At 62.8% G+C, this 1,576-nt stretch carries 2 protein-coding genes; one reads left to right on the forward strand and one right to left on the reverse strand.

Going from position 1 to position 1,576, the window contains the following annotated elements; all coding sequences use genetic code 11:
- The coding region (locus ACYVDE_RS22235) for a LytR/AlgR family response regulator transcription factor (RefSeq protein ID WP_460503722.1) at nt 1–456 on the forward strand (456 nt) is incomplete at its 5' end.
- Nucleotides 457–516: 60 nt separating this feature from the next.
- Here ACYVDE_RS22235 and ACYVDE_RS22240 read toward each other — a convergent pair.
- Complete coding sequence (locus ACYVDE_RS22240) at nt 517–1,329, reverse strand: LytR/AlgR family response regulator transcription factor (RefSeq protein WP_460503723.1); 813 nt, start codon at nt 1,327–1,329, stop codon at nt 517–519.
- Nucleotides 1,330–1,576 lie beyond the last annotated feature (247 nt).

The raw sequence follows: 1,576 nt of genomic DNA on the forward strand, positions 1-1,576 counted from the left end.
GCCGCTTCGGTGCCCGCCGCCGCGGCCCCTACGCCCGCAGCCCCAGCCTTCGACCCCGCCCTGCTGGCTCAGCTCATGCAGCAGATGCAGCAAAGCACTGCGCCCGCTGCCAGCTACAAAACCCAGTTTGTGGTGCGCGTGGGCGAACACCTAAAAGTGGTGCCCCTCGACCAGATTGCCTACTTCTTCAGCCTCGAAAAAGCTACCTTCCTGCAAACAACCGAGGGTCGCAAATTCGTGGTCGACTACACCATGGACCAGCTCGAGGGCCTGCTCGACCCGCGCCGCTTCTTCCGCCTCAACCGCGCCTACCTGGCCCAGCAGTCGGCCATTCAGGACATCATTCACTACACCAACTCACGCCTGCAAACCGTGCTCAAGCCCGCCGCGCCCGACGCGCAGGTGCTGGTAAGCCGCGAGAAGGTGAACGTGTTCAAGAGCTGGCTCGATAGGTAGTGTCGAACGAAAAAAGAGCGTCATGCTGAGCTTGTCGAAGCGTGACGTTAGGATGTTACATTATCCTTCCAGCCACGCCTTCAGCGCCGGAGCTTTTTCGCGGCTCACCAGCACCTCTTCGGCCGGGGCGGGGTGCAGCTCCACCAGCAGCTTGCCGCCGAAGTGCGGGTGCAGGCGGCGCACGGCGGGCAGTTGGGCAATCAGCTGGCGGTTGAGGCGAAAGAACCGGGCGGGGTCGAGCCGGCTCTCCAGCTGCTCCAAGGTGTAGTCGAGCACGAAGCGGCGGCCATCGGTGGCCACCAGCGTCACCGTCTCGTTGCGGCTGATGAACCACGCGGCCTCGGCCACGGGCAGAGGTACCAGCTGCTCGCCCTGCCGCACCAGAAACCGCGTTTTGTAGGGCCGCAACGCATCGAGCAAATGCTCGATTGAGTTGAGAATTGGGAGTGAAGAATTAAGAGATGATGCGCCGACTTCTCCCGAATCAACTCTTAATTCTTCACTCCTAACTCTTAACTGATTCCACTGCCGCAGCTTGGCCAGGGCGGCCTGCAGCTCGGCCAGCTTCACGGGCTTGAGCAAATACGCCACGCTGTGGGCCTGGAAAGCGCGAATGGCATAGGTATCGAAGGCCGTGGTGAAGATGACCGGGCTGGGCACCACGGCCTGCTCCCAGATTTCAAGGCTCAGCCCATCGGCTAACTGCATGTCGCTGAGGATGAGGTCGGGCGCGGGGTGGGTAGCCAGCCAGGCCAGCGCCCCGGCCACGGTGTCGAGCACGGCCAGCACCTGCGCCGCGGGCGCGGCTTGCAGCAGTAGGCGCTGCAGGCGCTCAGCGGCGGGGTACTCGTCTTCGAGGAGCAGAACGGTCATGGGGCAGGTTAGAAACAGGGAAGGGAGAAATGGGAAAAACGTCATGCTGAGCGCAGCCGAAGCACCGCTGCCGCTTCGTTGCAATCGCCTTGGTTAGTTGCAGTAGCGATGCTTCGGCAAGCTCAGTATGACGTGCTCATTGCTCATTGCTCATTGCTCATTGCTCAAGCAGCGGCAGCCGCACCCGAAACACGTGGCCGACCGGCCCGGCCTCTACCGGCCGCGCCGCGCCCAGCAGTTCGTAGCG

The organism is Hymenobacter agri, from assembly GCF_054778495.1.

Bases quoted from the DNA above. Each gene is read 5' to 3' on its own strand.
- ACYVDE_RS22240 (WP_460503723.1), bottom strand. From the start codon at position 1,329: ATGACCGTTCTGCTCCTCGAAGACGAGTACCCCGCCGCTGAGCGCCTG.